We start from the raw sequence: 17,188 nt of genomic DNA, 5'->3' as shown, positions 1-17,188 counted from the left end.
CTCAGCCCTTCTTGAGCTTCTCGTAGATCTTCTTGCACTTGGGGCAGACCGGCGATCCCGGCTTGGCCGAGCGCGTCACCGGGAACACCTCCCCGCACAGTGCGACGACATGGTTGCCCATCACCGCACTCTCGACGATCTTGTCCTTCTTGACGTAGTGAAAGAACTTGGGAGTGTCGTCGTCGGTGGTCTCGCCGGTGTCGATGTCCGGACGCTCGATGGTCTGCGTACCCATGCCCGACATTGTGCCCCACCCGAGCGCCCGATCACCGCGCGACGAACGAGCACGACACCGGCGTTCGCACTATGGCACGCGCATCAGTGCGGGAACTGCGAATAAGTGGGACTGTGGAGGTATGGCACATGAAGAGGCACGAGAAGCGATCCTGATCACCCAGGCGCAAGTCTCTCAGGAGGACCAGCACCGCGCCCGGGTACGTCGATATCTCACCCTGATGGCGTTTCGAGTGCCGGCCCTGGTGCTCGCCGGCATCGTGTACGGAGCCACCGGCTCTGGACTGCTCGCGCTGGCAGTCATCGCCCTGTCGATACCCATTCCCTGGGTGGCGGTCTTGATGGCCAACGATCGTCCGCCCCGTGAGAAGGGTGAGGTCCCGGTCTACAAGTGGTCCGGCGTGCATGACGCACCTGCGATAGCCGCCACGCACTACCGCGAGTTGGAACGCCACGACGACTGAGCGGGTAGGCGAGTGAACGAGCAGGCCGGTTCGCCGGGGTCATCTGAACCCAAGATCATCCCACCTGCACCTCTGGTCGGCCTGGCTGCGCGGTTGCGGCAGCCGTTCCTCGACGCCGGCTTCGACACCGACGGGGTCCTGCAGGCGCTGGGCCCCGATGCCCACGCCGCCCTCGGGCGCGCCGAGCCGGTCCCGGTGCGACGTGCGTGCGCCGACGCCGACGAACTCGGCACACTGATCCGACTGTTCCTGCTCGCCGACACCTGCGGTGCAGACGCCGTCGATGCTGCCCTGGGTGCGGTGCCGCTCGCTCAGGCCGTTGCCGCCGGGCTGCTCGAACGCGACGGCGACGGCGTGCGCACACGCATGGACCTGCGCCCCGTGGACACCGGACACGGCACTCGATGGGTGTTCTCTGATCTCGACGGCAGCATCCGACCGACCGTGGTCGCCGACGACCACGTCCTCGGGGTGGGCCACGCGTCCCTGTCGTTGGTGCGGGCCAGTGTGCCCGCCTCGGGGCGGGTACTCGACCTGGGCACCGGGTGCGGGGTGCAGGCACTACACGCGCTGGGCGCCGGCGCCACCCACGTCACCGCCACCGACGTCACCGATCGATCACTGTTGCTCACCCGAGCCGGGATGGCCATCAACGCCATCGCACCCGAGCGGGTGGACCTGCGCCGCGGGCCGTGGTTCGAGCCGGTCGCCGGAATGCGCTTCGACCACGTGGTGGCCAACCCGCCGTTCGTGGTCGGCCCACCGACTGTCACCCACACCTATCGCGACTCCGGTCTCGACCTCGACGGCGCCTCCCAGATGGTGGTGTCGTCGGTGGCGGAGCACCTCGTCGACGGTGGCACCGCCTGTCTGCTGGCCTCCTGGGTGATCACCGGGTCGGACTGGCGGGAACGGGTCGCGTCGTGGATCCCCGACCACGGCGTGGACGCCTGGGTGGTGCAGCGCGACGTCGCCGATCCGGCCCTGTACGTGGGCACATGGCTGCGCGACGGGGGCCTCGACCCACGCGCCGGTGCCGGAGCGGCCGCGGCCGAGGAGTGGCTGGACCATCTGGCCCGCGCGGCGGTCGAGGGCATCGGATTCGGATTCGTCTACCTGCGCCGCACCGGTGAACCCAGCGACGTGTTGGCCGAGGAGATGTCACACGCCGTAGATGATCCGCTCGGTCCCGAGGCCGCGGCCTACCTCGATCGTGTCGCATGGCTACGCGAGACAGACCTGTTCGCCGCGCGCCTGGGATCCAGCGACTCCGTCGCGTTGGAGGAGATCTCGGCGATCGCCCCCGAAGGTGGCTGGGAGCAGGTGGTGTGTCGCCTGCATCGCACCGACGGACCGCGCTGGGCCCACGAGGTGGATGGTTGGGGACGGGCACTGGTCGCCGGGCTGCGGCGCGACGGCCTACCGCTAGCCGATGTGGTGGCCCTGCTGTCGGCGGCAACCGGTGTCGATCTCGACGACGACGCGGTCCTCGCCCTCGTCTCGGGACTGGTCCGACACGGCCTCCTCACCCCGGACAGCTGAGGTACGCAGATCGCCGGTTGCGACACCGGGAAACGGACATTCGGAGTGCGGTTATCATTCCGAGCCCTTTCTCTCAGTAACTTCTCAGACCGTTACCTGCGTTTGTGCAGCTCACAGCGATTGCGGCCCGGTGGGCTCAGGAACTATTCGCGCACAGCGAACCGTTGAAGTCTGTGAAGTCACACGTACGCGAGGAGGCGCCATGACCAGCACCACCGGCACGAAGACGAAGGCCGCAGACACCATCCGTCCGCAGATGAGCGAGGCCGATCTCGACGCGCAGAGCCCAGCCGCAGATCTCGTTCGGGTCTATCTCAACGGGATCGGTCGGACAGCCCTGCTCAACGCCGAGCAGGAGGTGGAGCTGGCCAAGGCCATCGAGGTCGGCCTCTACGCCAAGCATGTCTTGGCCACCAAGAAGCGACTGTCGGCGGTCAAGAAGCGTGATCTGGCCCAGCTGGTCCGCGAGGGCGAGGCCGCACGCTCCCACCTCCTCGAGGCCAACCTGCGCCTGGTGGTCTCCCTGGCCAAGCGCTACACCGGCCGCGGCATGCCGCTGCTCGACCTCATCCAGGAGGGCAACCTGGGCTTGATCCGCGCGATGGAGAAGTTCGACTACGCCAAGGGATTCAAGTTCTCCACCTACGCCACCTGGTGGATCCGGCAGGCCATCACCCGCGGCATGGCCGATCAGAGCCGCACCATCCGACTACCGGTCCACCTTGTCGAGCAGGTCAACAAACTCGCCCGCATCAAGCGGGAACTGCATCAGCAGCTGGGTCGCGAGGCCACCGACGACGAGCTGGCCGCCGAGTCGGGCATCCCGGCCGAGAAGATCGCCGATCTGCTCGACCACAGCCGCGATCCGGTGAGTCTGGACATGCCCGTCGGCACCGACGAGGAGGCGCCGTTGGGCGACTTCATCGAAGACGCCGAAGCCACCTCGGCCGAGAGTGCGGTCATCGCCGGACTGCTGCACACCGACGTCCGCACGGTGCTGTCCACCCTCGACGAGCGCGAGCAGCAGGTCATCCGCCTGCGCTTCGGGCTCGACGACGGGCAGCCGCGCACCCTGGACCAGATCGGCCGACTGTTCGGGCTGTCGCGCGAACGGGTCCGTCAGATCGAACGTGAGGTCATGTCGAAGCTGCGTCAGGGAGATCGCGCAGAGCGCTTGCGCGCCTACGCTTCCTGACCAGACCTCGTAGTCAGCTCAGCCGTCTCGGCCCGGTGTCCACGCGTGTGGGCTCCGGGCCGAGACGTATGCGGCCCGACAACACCGTGACACCGGTCGGCGACGCCAGCACCGGGTCCAACGCCACCTCGCGGATCATCGGTAGGTCGTCGACGAGCGCCGACACCCGCATCAACAGGTCGGCCAACGCCTCACGGTCGACCGGGGCCAAGCCACGGTAACCGGCCAGCAGGGGTGCCGAGCGGGGGGCGTCGATGAGGTCGTGGGCGTCGGCCACGGTCAGGGGCACCGCACGATAGGCCTGGTCACCGAGCAACTCGAAACTGGCCCCGGCGAGACCGAACGAGATCAGCGGACCCAGCGACGGATCGTCGCGCACGCGGATCACCGCAGCGATCCCGCGCGGAGCCATCTGCTGCACCTGCAGAACAGCGTCGCCGGTCAACGCGGCGAGCTCATCGAACGCTCGACGTACCGACGCCGGTGAGCTGAGGTCGAGACGTGCACCGTCGCCGTCGGGTCGCCCACGCCACGTCGGCGAGGTGGCCTTGACCACCACCGGCAGACCCAAGTCTGTGGCCGCAGCCTCAGCGGCGTCCGCATCAGCCACGTCGACGAACGGCACCACGTGGATCCCGTAGTGCGCCAACAGTTCCGACGATCGATGCTCGCTCAGGGCAATCGTCTCCGCGGCCGGGTCACCACCGGACGAGCGCGGGTCGGCACCACCATCGTCGATGAATTCGGCGACGACGCCGTACGCCGCGTGCGGATCGATGCCGTCCGGTCGCGCGATCTGCGATTGCGGTCGCGCCGTCCACTGCGCGTACCGCCACGCGTGCCCGAGCGCCGCAGCCGCTCGCTCCGGCGATGGGAACGACGGCACCGACCCGCGCACCGGCGTCCCGTGCTCATCGCGCACGGTCAGAGTCTCCGGAATCCCCTCGACCGCGAGGAAGGTGGTGACCACGGTCTTGTCTGTGTCGGCCACCGCTCTACGTAACGCCTGCGCGTAGAGGTCGGCCCCGACCGCCACCGGGGGGACGAACACGACCAAGATCGCGTCGACGTCTTCGTCGACGGTCGCCGTTCGCACCGCGTGCTCGAAGTCGTCGACCAGGACCGCAGCTCCGAGATCGACCTGAGCCACCACCTGCAGGCCGAACTGCTCACCCGCCCCGGCCGCCAACACGCCCAGTACGGTCGAGTTGCCCACCACCGCAACCCGCGGACCACGCGGTAGCGGCTGGTAGCCGAACACCGTCGCGCAGTCGAAGAGGTCGGCGATGGTGTCCACCTGGATCACCCCTGACTGCGCAAGCACAGCGCGTGCGCTGGCATCGGCCAGGCGCGAATCATGCCGCATGTGGTTGGGCGAGAGCATCCTTCGACCCGACTTCACCGCGACGATCGGTTTGCTGCGCGAGACCCGGCGAGCCAGCCGGGCGAACTTGCGCGGGTTGCCGAAGCTTTCCAGATAAAGCAGGATCACGTCGGTTCGGGGATCGGAGTCCCAGTACTGCAACATGTCGTTACCCGACAGATCGGCGCGGTTGCCTGCGGAGACGAAGGTGGACAACCCCAGCCGACGCCGCGCGGCGACGTCGAGGATCGCGATCCCCAGCGCCCCGGACTGACAAAAGAAGCCCACCCGGCCGGGTCCGGGCACCCGAGGGGCCAGGGTGGCGTTGAGCGACACCGCCGGATCGGTGTTGATCACCCCGAGCGCATTGGGGCCGACCAGACGCATTCCGTAGGAACGGATCTCGTGGACCAGGGTGCGCTCGGCAAGCGCACCCGCATCCCCGGACTCGGCGAAGCCCGAGGACACCACGACCATTGTCTTGACCCTCTTGTCCAGACAACCCCGCAGCACCTCCCCCACCGTCTCGGCCGGCACCGCCACGACGGCCAGGTCCACCGGATCGGGGATGTCGTTGACGGTGGGATAAGCGCGGATGCCGCGGACCGCGCGTGCTTCAGCGTTGACCGGGTACACCGGTCCGGTGAAGTTCCCGGCGATCACGTTGGCCAACAACGCGTTACCCACTTTGCTCGGATCGCTGGAGGCGCCGATGATGGCCACCGAGGACGGCTGGAGCAGGTTGGCCACGCTGCGCGATTCCGACGCCCGCTCACGTGCGTTGCGCACCGCAAGCAGGGCATCGGTGGGGTCGATCTCGAACTCGACGTGCACGGTCGAGCCGTCGAAGCTCCGGGTGAGCACGTATCCCGCCTCCCGGAACACCGCCAGCATCGCACGGTTCTCGGTCAGCACCTCGGCCTCGAAACGGGAGAACCCGTTCTCGGCCGCCGCACCGGCCAGATGCTCGAGCAGGATGGTCCCCAGGCCTCGTCCCTGATGGGCATCGGCGACCACGAAAGCCACCTCGGCGGCGTCGGGTCGTCCCGCCGCGGCCAGGCCCTCATAGATTCCCACGGCGATGATCTCCTCACCGAGAAGAGCCAGCAACGCCACCCGTTGCCGATGGTCGACGTGGGTCATCCGGGTGATGTCGGCCTGCGACATCACCGGGTATGGACCGAAATAGCGCATGTAGCGGGTGCGTTCACTCAGGCCCGAATGGAATGCGACGATGCGGCTCGCGTCGTCGGCGACGATGGGCCTGATGTGCACCGCACGACCATCGGAGGCGAGCACGTCGGCTGTCCAGTGCCTCGGGAACGACCACGTGGAGTCGGCCGGTGACACACCCTCGTCGCCGTTCTCCGCTCCATGCCCGATCCCCGTCGGCCCGGTCCCCGCAGGCTCGGTCACCGTCGGCTCAGTCCCCGCAGGCTCGGTCCCCGTCGGCTCGGTCCCCGCAGGCTCGGTCCCCGTCGGCTCGGTCCCCGTCGGCTCAGTCACGGGGATCACTCGGGTCGAGTCCACGTAGCGGGAACACCGCTGTGCGGGTGGCCAGGATCGCAGCGTCGATGGCCGACTGCAGGTGCACGCTGATCCCTGCCGGTGGGTGCTGACCCCAGTTGCCTTCCCAGCGTTGGTAGTCCACGTCACCGCCGTCGGACATCGTCTCGGCAGGTGTGGTGGTCACCCAGTCGGGATGAATGGACTCGGAAGCAATCCGAGCGGTGTCTTGCCAGTCGGGGGTGGTGGGTGTGTTCGGGTCGATGTCGCGATCACACGCAGCCGCGATGAGATGCGTCCAGGTGCGCGGTACCACGTCCACCACTCCGTACCCCCCGCCGCCGAGACCCAGCCATCGACCCTCACAGTGGGTGTCGGCCAGATCCCGCATCGCCAGGATGGCCGCGCGCTGCCCGTCGACGGTGAGGCCGAGATCGGTGAGCGGGTCACCGAGATGGCTGTCGGCACCACACTGGCTGACGATCACCTGGGGGGCGAAATCGGCCACCAGTGAAGGCACCACCGCATGAAAGGCGCGCAGCCACAGCCGATCTGGTGTCTGCGGCGGCAACGCCAGGTTGACCACCGTCCCGGCTGCGTCCCCGGAGCCCACGTCGGTGGGGTATCCGGTGCCAGGGAACAACGTGGCCGGGTGTTGATGCAGCGACACCGTCAACACCCGCGGGTCGTCGACGAACCGGCGTTCCACCCCGTCGCCGTGGTGGGCATCGACGTCGAGGTAGGCCACGCGATCGAATCCACCGTCGAGGAGCCGGGCGATGGCCACCGCGGCATCGTTGTAGACGCAGAACCCCGAGGTGCGTCCCGCCATGGCGTGGTGCATGCCGCCGCCGATGTTCACCGCCCGACGTGCGGCACCACGCGCGATCGCATCCGCAGCGGCCACCGACCCACCCACCAGCAGCGCGGCGGCGTCATGCATCCGCGGGAAGATGGGGTTGTCTGCGCCACCGAGACCGAAGATCCGCTCGCACAGTGCCGCCGAGAAGCCGGGCACCACGCCACCGGAGGCCACGACCCCGGCGGCGCGTACCGCCTCGATGTAGTCCTGCCGGTGCACCGTATGCAGCAACGCGTCGTCGGCCGGTGACGGGACCACCAGGTCGTAGCCGTCGAGCACACCGAGGCCGCGGGCCAACCCCATGGTCAGGGCCAACCGGACGGGGTTCATCGGGTGATACCCGCTCCACCGGTAGTCCAGGAATCGCTCACTCCACACGACCACCACGTCGTCGCGACCGGCTGGTTGCGCCGCGGTCGCGGGCGGCGGTGACGGGTGCGGGTCCATGGACCCAGGCTAGAGCGCGTCGACGCAGCGTGGTGGCACCTCGATGCGGGTAATCTCGGGGCCACAACGCGGAAAGGATTGATCCGACAGTGGGAACCAGATCGACAGTGGGAACCAGGCCGACGGTGGGAACCAGAGCGGCAGCGGGAACCAGAGCGGGAAGCACAGCGTGAACGACCTCGTCGACACCACCGAGATGTATCTGCGGACGATCTACGACCTCGAGGAGGAGGGGATCGTCCCGTTGCGCGCCCGCATCGCCGAGCGTCTGGAACAGAGCGGTCCCACCGTCTCGCAGACCGTGGCCCGGATGGAGCGCGACGGTCTGGTGCGGGTGGCCGGTGACCGCCAACTCGAACTGACCGAGCAGGGTCGCACCCTGGCCATCTCGGTGATGCGCAAACACCGGTTGGCCGAGCGGTTGCTCGTCGACGTCATCGGGATGCCCTGGGAGGAGGTGCATGCCGAAGCCTGCCGCTGGGAACACGTGATGAGCGAGAACGTCGAGCGGCGCATCCTCGAAGTGCTCGATCACCCGACCACCTCCCCTTACGGAAATCCCATCCCCGGACTGGATCTGCTCGGGGTGGACGTCGCACCGGCGGCCGACAACGCCACCCGGTTGTCCGACCTGCCCGAGGGTGAACCGGTCGCGGTCATCATCCGTCGGCTCTCCGAACACGCTCAGGACGACCCCGGACTGATCGCAGAACTGCGTGAGGCGGGTGTGGTGCCCAACGCCCGGGTGTCGGTCACCATCTCCGGCGGATCGGTGCTGATCAGCACCCCCGGTCATGCCGGGTTGCGGCTGTCTTCGGAGATGGCCCACTCCATCCAGGTCGAAAAGGTCTGACACACGATGAAACTGGTCGTCACCGGTGGTGCGGGGTACGTCGGCAGTGTGTGTGCACGAGTCTTGATCGAGGCCGGTCACCAGGTGACCGTGGTGGACAACTTGTCGGTCGGCAACCGCGACGCGGTGCCCGCCGAGGCCGAGTTCGTCGAGGGTGACATCAGCGCTGTCGCCGACGATCTGCTGGCCGGTACCGAATTCGACGGGGTGTTGCACTTCGCCGCGAAGTCACTGGTCGGCGAATCGGTACACCATCCTGAGCTGTACTGGCAGGGCAACGTGGTCGAGTCGCTGGCCCTGCTCGAGGCGATCCGGGTGCACCAGGTGCCCCGCCTGGTGTTCTCCTCCACCGCCGCCACCTACGGCGAGCCTGACTCCGTGCCGATCGTGGAGTCCTCGCCGACGAGGCCCACCAACGCCTACGGCGCCACCAAGTTGGCGATCGATCACGCCATCACCTCCTACACCGTGGCCCACGATCTCGCGGCGGTCAGCCTGCGGTATTTCAACGTGGCAGGCGCTTACGCAGGCGCCGGCGAGAACCGGCCAGTGGAAACCCATCTCATCCCGTTGGTTTTGCAGGCCGCGCTGGGCCACCGGGACAAGGTGAGCATCTTCGGCACCGACTACCCCACCGACGACGGCACCGCCATCCGCGACTACATCCACATCTACGACCTCGCCCAAGCGCATCTGCTGGCCCTGGCGGCTGCGACACCGGGACGTCACGCCATCTACAACCTCGGCAGCGGCACCGGGTTCTCGGTCCGCCAAGTCATCGACACCTGCCGTGAGGTGACCGACATCGACATCCCGGTGGTCGAGACCAGCAGGCGTGCAGGCGATCCGGCGGTACTCATCGCCTCCAGCGACAAAGCCATCGCTGAGCTCGGCTGGCAGCCCGACAAGACCGAGCTCGCCGGCATCGTCACCGACGCGTGGGACTACATCCGAGCTCTCGGAGACCGAGCCCACTCCGCACGATCCTGAGCTGTCACCGGGGCATGGTGACCCCCAGGTCGGCTGCGGTGGCTCGGCTGATGAGCACCAGATCGGCGATGAACTCCGGGCGCATGCCCGAGCGCAGCGACTGATCGAGCAGTTGGGCCATCGAGTAACCCGCGTCGGCGGACAGCGCGGTGTCCAACGCGACCCCGGCCATCGCACCGTCACCGTGGGTGTAATCCAGGTGCGCCAGCAGGGTGGCCGCCGCAGCGCGGCCCCGGCCGCACAGTCGGCGAGTCAGTTCGACCCAGAGCCGTCGCGCATCGTCGGCCCAGCCACTGTCAGCCAGACACATCAACGAATCGCGCACGCGAAGCCGGCGGATGGCCGCGTCGAGCAGAGCCACATCAGCGCACAGCGGCGCAGGGGCCAGACCGTCGGCAACCGCCTCGAGCACGTGGGTGAGCAGCGCGGTGTCCGAGCGGTCGGCGACATCGACGACAACCGGGCACCGCTGCGGTGGATCCCCGGTTTCCCCTCGTGCAGAACGAGATTCAGCCCCTCCGGTGATTCGTCCGGGGACCACGGACAGCCCGGCGCAGTGGGCCACGGGGGCGAGGGTCTCGACGAGTTCAGACCGGGTCCGTCGCACCACACGACCGGTCGCATAGGTGTGGGCAACGGCGATGGCTGAAGTCGTCGGGTCGTCGATGACACCACTGATCCCGAACCTGTCGATCCGCCCCCAGACGGTGTGCCATTGCGCGCCTGCCAGCAACTCGGGGATCACGAAACCCGCGGTGAGACCGAGGTGTTCCAGTCCGATGTCCACCAGCGCGAACACCTCGATCCAGCCGCCGATCACCGTTGCACTGTTGAGGTCGAACGGCAGCCGGTCGTCGACCACCAGCGCCATCACGCCAGAACTGTTGTCGCGCAGACAGACATCGCAGAGCTGCGCGATGACGGTGCGCATCTCCTCACTGGGTGCACCGTCGGAATCGAAGTCCACGTCGTGACGCATGGTCACACCGACTCTGGTCTGGGTCTCATCGAAGGCCACGAGGACCAGCGATCGTTGTGGGACGAAGCCCAACATGGCGGGTACGGCGGCGATGATGTCGCCGGGATCACCGACGATGAGGGTGGGCGGTTGGATTGTCATGGGACACAGCTTGATCACCCGTGCCGACCCGCCCGGTCCACCAAGAGCCGAAAACCCGGGTCATCGACTCATCGATCCACAGTTGTCCACGACCGCGCCGGCCTGTGGACAGCCCGGACGTGGCTCCGGTGGATCAGCGTCCGCGCGCGCGGCTGACCGCTGCGGTGAACAACTCGTCGAGTGCGGCACCGTCTGGCGGACCAGATCCCACCGACCGGTATTCGACGTACACCCGGATGTCGGCATTCTGGGCGACCAGGGTGGTCATGGTCTGCACCGGTGCAGACGGCGCAGTGGACGAGCGCAGCGTACGTCGGTAGGCCAGCGTGGCGTCGGACGCCACCGGCGACGGCGGCAACGCCTCCATCCGCACCGCAGATCGGGCTGGACCGTCGATCACCGTGTACGTCGCACACCGCGCGACCTGCGCGGACAGTTCCGCAAGCGCCACGCTCACGCGGACGGTGATCACGGTGAGGTTCGCCTGAGCCGCCGATTGACCGACCAGGACGACTGCGTCGTCAACACCCGACGGAACCTGTTGAGGCAGGCAGGTTTCGGGGTCGACCTGCCCGGCCAGGGGGCGACCGGTGACATCGGCCATCGCTTCGGCGGCCGGTGCACCACTCAACCGGACCGCCGGGTAGGAGGACGGGAAGTCTGTCGGCGACAACGCATAGCGGTCCATCGCACCCGTCGACGGCGATCGTGACCCAGACGATCCGTCGCCCGCGCGGGGGGATCCGTCGGTGTCCGAGGAACAACCGGCGGCCGCAACCACGCCGACGGCGACCACGGCGGCGGCGACCACGGCGGCGGGCGAGGTCGTGTGTCCCGGTCGGCGCCGACGCCCCACGCTGTGCTTCATCCCCACACTGTGCCACCGGCAACCGACTCCTCTGGTCACCGACACGTCCAGACGATGCACATTCGCGCAGGCCCGGCAGGCCACATGCGCAGACCCCTCAGTGTCCCCGCGCGATCCACTCCTCGAGGTGCGGCGCCTCCGCGGACACTGCAGTCGAATCACCGTGCCCGGTGCGCACCTCGGTCGCCGCCGGCAGGGTGAAGATCTTGTCGCGGATGGACTCGATGATCGTCGGGAAGCTCGAGAAGGACCGACCCGTCGCGCCGGGACCGCCCGAGAACAGTGTGTCTCCGCTGAACAACACGTCGGCCTCGGGCAGGTACAGACAACACGATCCAGGCGAGTGACCTGGGGTGTTGATCAGGATCAGTTCGGTACCGGCGACCGAGATCCGTTGGCCGTCTTCGATGTCGCCGTGCGACACATCGGGATGGGTGTCCCGCCACAACATGTCGTCACCCGGGTGCAGCAGGACGGGCGCATCGAGGCGCTCGGACAGTTCCGGGGCAACAGTGATGTGGTCATTGTGTCCGTGGGTGGCGACGATGGCGCGGACCGTCCGCCCCGCCACCGCCTCGACGATCGGGTCCGCTGCATGCGCGGCGTCGATGATCACCACCTCGTGGTCGTCGCCGACGATCCAGATGTTGTTCTCGACATCCCAGGTGCCACCGTCGAGGCTGAAACTGCCGGAGGTGACGACATGGTCGATGCGCACCGTCACAGGACCACCACCGAACGCAGCACCTCGCCGGCCTCCATCTTGTGAAAGGCGGCTTCGATCTCGTCGAGACCGATGCGCTCGGACACGAACTTCTCCAGCGGCAGCCGACCCTGCTGATAGAGGTCGATCAGCATCGGGAAGTCACGCTCGGGTAGGCAGTCGCCGTACCAGGACGACTTCAACGCCCCGCCCCGAGAGAAGAAGTCGACCAGCGGCAACTCCAGCCGCATGGTCGGGGTGGGTACCCCGACCAGCACCACGGTGCCCGCCAGATCGCGTGCATAGAAAGCGGTCTCGTAGGTCTCGGGACGACCGACGGCGTCGATCACCACGTCGGCGCCGTTACCGTCGGTGAGCTCCTGGACGGCGGCCACCACGTCATCGACCGCTGAGCCGTCGATGGTGTGGGTGGCGCCGAGGTCTGTGGCCCAGGCCAGCTTTCGGGCGTCGCGATCGACGGCGATGATCGTCGACGCCCCCGCCAGCCGCGCGCCGGCGATGGCAGCATCACCCACACCGCCACAGCCGATCACCGCGACACTGTCGCCCCGACCCACGTTGCCGGTGTTCATCGCAGCACCCAGCCCGGCCATCACCCCGCAGCCCAGCAGACCCGCCACGGCCGGGTCGGCGTCGGATGCCACCTTGGTGCACTGACCCTCGTGGACCAGCGTCTTGTCGGCGAAAGCCCCGATACCCAGCGCCGGGGTGAGTGCGGTGCCGTCCTCCAGCGTCATCGGGACACTGGCGTTGAAGGTGTCGAAGCAGTACCACGGGCGTCCCCGCTTGCAGGCACGACACTGGCCGCACACCGCGCGCCAGTTCAACACCACGAAGTCGCCGACCGCCACGTGGGTGACCTCGTCACCGATCTGCTCGACGATGCCAGCCGCCTCATGTCCGAGGAGGAACGGATACTCATCGTTGATCCCACCGTCGCGGTAGGCGAGGTCGGTGTGGCACACCCCGCACGCCTGCACCCGCACCACGACATCGCGCGGCCCCGGATCGGGAATGACGATGGTGCGCAGTTGGGTTGGCTCTCCCTTGCCAAGCGACACGACTCCACGAACCTGCTGTGACATGACTGTCCTTGTCCTCTCGATGTGTCGAACACTGGCCGACGAGGCCACGCGCCCATGCATTGATGACAACCTTGCCATGTGTGCACGTGACTGCGCTGACACTCCGCGGCCTGCGCTCGCGCACCACCACACCCTGTGCGCTCGCGCACCACCACACCCTGTGCGCTCGCGCACCACCACACCCTGTGCGCTCGCGCACGTCGGGGAATCCGGGGAGCGACTGCCGTCGTTGCACATCACAGCGAGCAATTCCCACTCGGCGCGTTCTGGGCGTTGCGCCCGCCGTGTCTGGCAGGCTTCTGACCGCTCGATCAGCGCAAGGTTTGGGTGGCGCCCAGGCGATGGGCGACAATGTAGGTCGAGAAGGAGGATCCGATGGACGACAAGTCCACGCTGTACGAGTTGGAGTTCCCGGCACCACAGGTGACCGGCGAGGAGGGAACCGGCCCGGTCCTCGTCCACGCCATGGAGGGATTCGCCGACGCCGGACATGCGGTCGCACTCGCCGCCGATCATCTGCGTGAGAGCCTCGACTCCGAACTCGTGGCCACGTTCTCCGCCGACGAGCTCATCGACTACCGCTCACGCCGACCCACGATGACCTTCTCCGGCGAAGAGTTCACCGACGTCGAGATGCCGTCGCTGACCATTCACGCCATTCGCGACAACAGCGGCCGTCCGTTCCTGCTATTGGCCGGGGCCGAGCCCGATCTGCGCTGGGAGCGATTCGTCGACGCTGTGCGGCGACTGTCCGACCACTTCAACGTGTCCTCGGTGATCGGGCTCAACGCCATCCCGATGGCCATCCCCCACACCCGTCCATCGACGATCACCGCGCACGGGTCAGACCCGACGATGTTGGGTGATCTGCCGCGGTGGGGCAGCGAACTGAAGATCCCGGCCAGCGCCTCCATGCTTGTCGAGCTGCGGATGGCGCAACACGGCTACTCCACGGCCGGACTGTCGGTGCACGTGCCGCACTACCTGTCGCAGGCGCAGTACCCGGCCGCCTCAGCACGACTCATCGAGACGCTCTCGACCGTGGCCGGCCTGGACCTGCCGGTGGCAGCGCTGGAGAACGCAGCGGGCACCGTCCGCGCCCAGATCGACTCCGAGGTCGCAGGCAACACCGAGGTGGAGTCGGTGGTGGCCGCGTTGGAAAGCCAGTACGACGCGTTCACCGCCGCCGCCGACGAGAAGGCATCGCTGCTGGCCGCAGAGGAAAAACTGCCCAGCGGTGACGAGCTGGGAGCCGAACTCGAGCGTTACCTCGCCGAACAGGACAACCTGGGGTCGCCTGGCGACACCGAGGCCGACGCCTCGACCACCGAGCCCGGCGCGCCGTCTCAGGTAAGCCCCGAATCCGATGAACGTCACGACGATGCCCCGCCGCGGCGCAGCGGCGGACGCCACGCCGCCGAGGATCGAGATCCCGAGGCGTGAACGCGCAGGCCGCGCCGCTGTCGGTCGCGGCCGCAGGTGACGCCGACGAAGCCTTCGAGCATTTCGTCGGCTGGGCCGCCGGCCGGGGCCTGACCCCATACCCGGCGCAGGAGGAAGCACTGCTGGAGTTGGTGTCGGGTTCCAACGTCATCCTCTCCACCCCCACCGGCTCGGGAAAGTCGTTGGTCGCCAGTGGCGCTGCCTACTTCGCGCTCGCTCGGGGCGAACGGACGTTTTACACCGCGCCCATCAAAGCTCTCGTCAGCGAGAAGTTCTTCGACCTCTGCACGCAATTCGGCGCCGAACTGGTGGGCATGATGACCGGCGACGCCACCGTCAACCCTGAGGCTCCGATCATCTGCGCCACCGCCGAGGTGTTGGCAAATCTGGCCCTGCGGCGCGGCGCCGACGCCGATGTGGGTCTGGTGGTGATGGACGAGTTCCACTACTACGGCGACACCGAGCGCGGCTGGGCGTGGCAGGTGCCGCTCATCGAGTTGCCGCACGCACAGTTCCTGCTCATGTCGGCGACGTTGGGCGACGTGAGCTTCTTCGTCGACGACCTCACCGATCGCACCGGACGAACAACCGCCGACATCACCGGCACCACCCGCCCGGTCCCCCTGCAGTACTCCTACGTGCTGACCGCAGTGCACGAGACCATCGAACGGCTCATCGAAGACGACCGCGCCCCGATCTACGTCGTGCACTTCACCCAGCAATCTGCCGTCGAGCGCGCCCAAGCCCTGCTGAGCGCCAAGATCATCGACCGCGCCCAGCGCGACGCGATCGCCGCCGAGATCGGCGACTTCCGGTTCTCCGCAGGCTTCGGCGCAACCCTGTCGAAACTTGTGCGATCGGGTATCGGCGTCCACCACGCGGGCATGCTGCCCCGCTATCGGCGTCTCGTGGAACGACTTGCCCAGCAGGGACTTCTGCGGGTCATCGCCGGCACCGACACCCTGGGTGTGGGGATCAACGTCCCCATCCGCACCGTCCTGCTGACCGGACTGACCAAGTATGACGGCGTCAAGACCCGACACCTGCAGGCGCGTGAGTTCCACCAGATCGTCGGACGCGCCGGACGAGCCGGCTACGACTCGGTGGGCTACGTGGTGGCCCAAGCTCCCGAACACGATGTAGAGAACGCGCGAGCCGCGGCCCGCGCGGGCGACGACCCGAAGAAACTCAAGAAGATTCAGCGCAAGAAGGCACCCGAGGGGTTCGTCTCCTGGGGCGAGCCCACCTTCGAACGGCTCATCGCTGCCCCACCGGAGCCGCTGCGGTCGCATTTCCGGGTGTCGACGTCGATGGTCATCGACGTGATCGCCCGCCCGGCGAACTGCTTCACCTCCATGCGACATCTGTTGGAGCACAACCACGAACCCCGCGAACGACAGCGTCGTCACATCTTGCGCACCATCGAGATCTATCGCGGCCTGCTCACCGCAGGGCTGGTGGAGCGGGTGGAGCCTGATGCCGACGGAAAGATGGTGGCACTCACCGCCGACGTCCCAGCCAACTTCGCCCTGTCCAATCCGTTGTCATCGTTCGCGATCGCCGCACTGGAAATCCTCGATCCTGCCGATCCCGGGTACGCACTCGACGCGATCTCGGTGGTCGAGTCAATCGTCGAGGATCCGCGTCAGGTGTTGGCCGCCCAACGCTCCGCCGCCCGCGACACCGCGATCGCCGAGATGAAAAGCGACGGAATCGAATACGAGGAACGGATGGAACTGCTGGAGGAGGTCGATCACCCCAAGCCGCTGGCCGACCTGCTCGACGCCGCCTTCGAGATGTACCGCCGTGGCCACCCGTGGGTATCGGGGACACCGCCGTCACCGAAGTCGGTTGTGCGCGAGATGATCGAACAGGCAATGGGTTTCACGGAATTCGTGGCCCGCTACAAGTTGGCACGCAGCGAGGGCGTGGTGCTGCGGTATCTCACCGACGTCTACCGCGCCGCCCGTCACGGGCTGCCCACCGCCCAACACACCCCCGAGCTCGACGACCTCATCGAATGGCTCGGGGACCTCGTCCGGCGGGTCGACTCGAGCCTCATCGACGAGTGGGAACAACTGACCCACCCCGACGCCGATTCCGGTGGCGAACCAACCGCACCGCGCGCGGCGGGACCCAACCTGCGGGCCTGCCGCGTGCAGGTGCGCAACCACATGTTCGCCATCGTCAGCGCGGCCGCTCGTCGCAATTGGGCCACCTTGCACGCCATGCATCCCGACCTCGACTGGCGTGCAGAGTTCGCCGAGTATTTCGACGAGTACGACGAGATCGGGACAGGCCCCGACGCCCGCAGCCCGCAGCTGTTCTCCCTCGACGAGTCCCAGACGGTGTGGCGGGTACGCCAGACCATCGACGACCCCGATGGCGATCGCGGCTGGGCACTGACCGCGCAGGTCGATCTCCCCGACCTCGCAAACGAGGAATCCGACGGCAGCTGTGTCATCCGCGACGTCGAGGTCATCGCCGGGTGA

Annotated in this window: 14 protein-coding genes; 7 read left to right on the top strand and 7 right to left on the bottom strand. The window is 67.5% G+C overall.

The annotated features are described in order from the left end of the window. Nucleotide 1 precedes the first annotated feature (1 nt). Nucleotides 2-235 (bottom strand): DUF3039 domain-containing protein, encoded by a 234-nt coding sequence (locus KIK15_RS14240; RefSeq protein ID WP_214245385.1) that lies wholly within the window; start codon nt 233-235, stop codon nt 2-4. Between the two features lie 121 nt (nt 236-356). Here KIK15_RS14240 and KIK15_RS14235 point away from each other — a divergent pair, with 121 nt between their 5' ends. The 3 genes from KIK15_RS14235 to KIK15_RS14225 all read left to right on the top strand — a co-directional run bounded on the left by KIK15_RS14235 (nt 357) and on the right by KIK15_RS14225 (nt 3,435). Continuing rightward, a complete protein-coding gene (locus tag KIK15_RS14235; RefSeq protein WP_214245384.1) occupies nt 357-698 on the top strand; it encodes a DUF3099 domain-containing protein in 342 nt (113 codons plus the stop codon). A gap of 12 nt (nt 699-710) precedes the next feature. Further along, complete coding sequence (locus KIK15_RS14230) at nt 711-2,240, top strand: methyltransferase (protein WP_374222858.1); 1,530 nt, start codon at nt 711-713, stop codon at nt 2,238-2,240. A 202-nt stretch (nt 2,241-2,442) separates the two neighbouring features. After that, on the top strand, nt 2,443-3,435 hold the full coding sequence (locus KIK15_RS14225; protein WP_214245383.1) for a sigma-70 family RNA polymerase sigma factor: 993 nt from the start codon (nt 2,443-2,445) through the stop codon (nt 3,433-3,435). A 13-nt stretch (nt 3,436-3,448) separates the two neighbouring features. Here the strand turns inward: KIK15_RS14225 and KIK15_RS14220 are convergent, their stop codons facing one another. Together KIK15_RS14220 and KIK15_RS14215 are read right to left on the bottom strand one after the other, a co-directional pair. Next, nucleotides 3,449-6,181: a GNAT family N-acetyltransferase gene (locus KIK15_RS14220; protein WP_307851925.1), complete on the bottom strand. Its 2,733-nt coding sequence runs from the start codon at nt 6,179-6,181 to the stop codon at nt 3,449-3,451. A gap of 115 nt (nt 6,182-6,296) precedes the next feature. After that, nucleotides 6,297-7,496 (bottom strand): acetoin utilization protein AcuC, encoded by a 1,200-nt coding sequence (locus KIK15_RS14215; protein ID WP_374222866.1) that lies wholly within the window; start codon nt 7,494-7,496, stop codon nt 6,297-6,299. A gap of 286 nt (nt 7,497-7,782) precedes the next feature. Between KIK15_RS14215 and KIK15_RS14210 the strand changes: the two genes are divergently transcribed. Both KIK15_RS14210 and galE read left to right on the top strand, forming a co-directional pair. Continuing rightward, the gene (locus KIK15_RS14210) at nt 7,783-8,466 is read left to right on the top strand and encodes a metal-dependent transcriptional regulator (RefSeq protein ID WP_214245381.1); all 684 of its coding nucleotides are present in this window, start codon (nt 7,783-7,785) and stop codon (nt 8,464-8,466) included. A gap of 6 nt (nt 8,467-8,472) precedes the next feature. Then, nucleotides 8,473-9,456 carry a UDP-glucose 4-epimerase GalE gene (gene galE, locus KIK15_RS14205; protein ID WP_214245380.1) on the top strand — a complete coding sequence of 328 codons (984 nt, stop codon included), beginning with the start codon at nt 8,473-8,475 and terminating at the stop codon, nt 9,454-9,456. Nucleotides 9,457-9,460: 4 nt separating this feature from the next. Here the strand turns inward: galE and KIK15_RS14200 are convergent, their stop codons facing one another. The 4 genes from KIK15_RS14200 to KIK15_RS14185 form a co-directional block, all read right to left on the bottom strand. Next, complete coding sequence (locus KIK15_RS14200) at nt 9,461-10,576, bottom strand: DUF4192 domain-containing protein (protein ID WP_214245379.1); 1,116 nt, start codon at nt 10,574-10,576, stop codon at nt 9,461-9,463. A 133-nt stretch (nt 10,577-10,709) separates the two neighbouring features. Beyond that, a complete protein-coding gene (locus KIK15_RS14195) occupies nt 10,710-11,444 on the bottom strand; it encodes a hypothetical protein (RefSeq protein WP_214245378.1) in 735 nt (244 codons plus the stop codon). Between the two features lie 97 nt (nt 11,445-11,541). Beyond that, on the bottom strand, nt 11,542-12,168 hold the full coding sequence (locus tag KIK15_RS14190; RefSeq protein ID WP_214245377.1) for an MBL fold metallo-hydrolase: 627 nt from the start codon (nt 12,166-12,168) through the stop codon (nt 11,542-11,544). Next, nucleotides 12,165-13,253, bottom strand: a complete 1,089-nt coding sequence (locus KIK15_RS14185) for an S-(hydroxymethyl)mycothiol dehydrogenase (RefSeq protein ID WP_214245376.1) — start codon at nt 13,251-13,253, stop codon at nt 12,165-12,167. Before KIK15_RS14185 ends, KIK15_RS14190 begins: the two co-directional genes overlap by 4 nt. Before the next feature lie 375 nt (nt 13,254-13,628). Between KIK15_RS14185 and KIK15_RS14180 the strand changes: the two genes are divergently transcribed. Continuing rightward, nucleotides 13,629-14,696 (top strand): proteasome assembly chaperone family protein, encoded by a 1,068-nt coding sequence (locus KIK15_RS14180; protein WP_214245375.1) that lies wholly within the window; start codon nt 13,629-13,631, stop codon nt 14,694-14,696. Beyond that, a complete protein-coding gene (locus tag KIK15_RS14175) occupies nt 14,693-17,188 on the top strand; it encodes a DUF3516 domain-containing protein (protein WP_307851896.1) in 2,496 nt (831 codons plus the stop codon). The genes KIK15_RS14180 and KIK15_RS14175 overlap by 4 nt, the downstream gene beginning before the upstream one ends.

The organism is Williamsia sp. CHRR-6, assembly GCF_018474015.1.
In the GTDB taxonomy this organism is placed as follows: Bacteria; Actinomycetota; Actinomycetes; order Mycobacteriales; family Mycobacteriaceae; genus Williamsia_A.
Note: the sequence above shows the minus strand (reverse complement) of the source record. Positions and strands in the feature narration are given on the sequence as shown.

Coding starts and splice junctions, on each gene's coding strand:
- KIK15_RS14215 (WP_374222866.1), bottom strand. CDS start 7,496: ATGAACCCCGTCCGGTTGGCCCTGACCATGGGGTTGGCCCGCGGCCTC.
- galE (WP_214245380.1), top strand. CDS start 8,473: ATGAAACTGGTCGTCACCGGTGGTGCGGGGTACGTCGGCAGTGTGTGT.
- KIK15_RS14240 (WP_214245385.1), bottom strand. CDS start 235: ATGGGTACGCAGACCATCGAGCGTCCGGACATCGACACCGGCGAGACC.
- KIK15_RS14180 (WP_214245375.1), top strand. CDS start 13,629: ATGGACGACAAGTCCACGCTGTACGAGTTGGAGTTCCCGGCACCACAG.
- KIK15_RS14185 (WP_214245376.1), bottom strand. CDS start 13,253: ATGTCACAGCAGGTTCGTGGAGTCGTGTCGCTTGGCAAGGGAGAGCCA.
- KIK15_RS14195 (WP_214245378.1), bottom strand. CDS start 11,444: ATGAAGCACAGCGTGGGGCGTCGGCGCCGACCGGGACACACGACCTCG.
- KIK15_RS14200 (WP_214245379.1), bottom strand. CDS start 10,576: ATGACAATCCAACCGCCCACCCTCATCGTCGGTGATCCCGGCGACATC.
- KIK15_RS14225 (WP_214245383.1), top strand. CDS start 2,443: ATGACCAGCACCACCGGCACGAAGACGAAGGCCGCAGACACCATCCGT.
- KIK15_RS14235 (WP_214245384.1), top strand. CDS start 357: ATGGCACATGAAGAGGCACGAGAAGCGATCCTGATCACCCAGGCGCAA.